This is a genomic window from Vibrio sp. 99K-1, from assembly GCF_013114585.1.
Taxonomy (GTDB): Bacteria; Pseudomonadota; Gammaproteobacteria; order Enterobacterales; family Vibrionaceae; genus Vibrio; species Vibrio chagasii_B.
The window spans coordinates 1-1,455 of the sequence record NZ_VTXF01000062.1; the positions used below are offsets into that span (position 1 = coordinate 1).

At 28.9% G+C, this 1,455-nt stretch carries 1 protein-coding gene; it reads right to left on the reverse strand.

Annotated elements, in window-relative coordinates; all coding sequences use genetic code 11:
- Positions 1-300: 300 nt before the first annotated feature.
- Positions 301-1,374 (reverse strand): polysaccharide pyruvyl transferase family protein, encoded by a 1,074-nt coding sequence (locus F0228_RS25595; protein WP_171763058.1) that lies wholly within the window; start codon positions 1,372-1,374, stop codon positions 301-303.
- Positions 1,375-1,455 lie beyond the last annotated feature (81 nt).

Sequence of the window (1,455 nt, forward strand, 5' to 3'; positions counted from 1 at the left end):
AGATGTGTATAAGAGACAGCTTATTGACAATATAATATAATGTCGTTAAGTAAAACTCTAAGTTTTCACTGAGCGAAAATTCACTATAAGCATATGTTTTATAACCTTCAAAAATCCTATATAAATCATACTCATACGTGGGCTGTAGTAAAAATGCCAGAGCCCCCATAAAAAAAGGAAGAGACAGAGTTAATGACCTACTATTTGAATTCACATCATATATTATCTTAGGCAAAAGGAAAATATTATTTACCATTGCAAAAAAACAGCTAAATATATTTATTGTGGTGGACTTCAAATTCATAATATTTTATCTAGGACCTTAAACTGCTCATTCTTCGGTTGAAATTCATATGGTGGATTAAATTCTACATTATCAGATTTACTGAGATCTGCTATATTTATTGCCTTATATGGATATTGGATAGATCTCAACATTTCATCTGTTTTACTACTATATGATAGAGGAATTAATTTTTGTCTATTCTTCAATGCTAAAATTGTCGCATGAAATCTAGTTGCAATAATTGATTCCATTTGAGAGAATTTGAAATTGAAATTTTCAATATCACCATCATACTTCACAGAATCCACTTTATCTGAAGAAATAATTTTTAAGTAATGTTTAATAATCTCTTCATCACCCTCATGCTTACAAAAAGAAAAAAATGTAACTTTTTTCCCATCAGATATAAGTCTTCTTACTTCTTTTACTATATAATCATCATAATTTTTTTGATACATCGATAAGTTAGGCCTGTTCTCCAAATTTATAACCGAGATACCAACACTATCTTTAATTTTTTTCACATCTTCAGTTTTAAGATTAAAAACAACATCATCTGAAGTGCGAACATTTCCTAACTGTGAAAATTTTTCTCTAGAAATGTTGTCACGAAAACAAACATCGTTAAACTTTCTAAATATTTCAGTGAAATCCTCTCTATATTTACTAGTTCTTTCTGGCCCAAAGTTAGCTCCCAAAATGATTTTATCCATTCTTGAAAATATATTCATCTTTTTAGAATATAGACTATTATTTATCGAGTCGTTATCAATAAATATAGAACCTCCTATATTTATATAAGATTCGCACCTATTAGCCATCACTTCATAAAACCGCAACCATTTTAACTTAAGTGTTGCTTCAAAAATATTTTTACTTAATACCTTTCTGATCAAACGCTGTACAAAGGAGTATTCTGGCGGTTCGACTGGTTTTACATTGTTCATAGCTAATAGTGGTCTAGCATACTTTTTTTTGCAAACAACTAAGAAAACAGTATCTTTATATCTATCAGATAATACTTTAATAAAAAGGTCATCACCAAAGTTGAGTGCGCCATAGTATTCGACTAGAACTTTTTTATTCATTATTTTCTCCAAATAACATTTTTAATCATATTTTTTTCTTTATGGCTTAACGATAATACGACTGTCTCTTATACACATCTC

Excerpts from the sequence above, each read along its gene's own strand:
- F0228_RS25595 (WP_171763058.1), bottom strand. The coding sequence starts at position 1,374 with ATGAATAAAAAAGTTCTAGTCGAATACTATGGCGCACTCAACTTTGGT.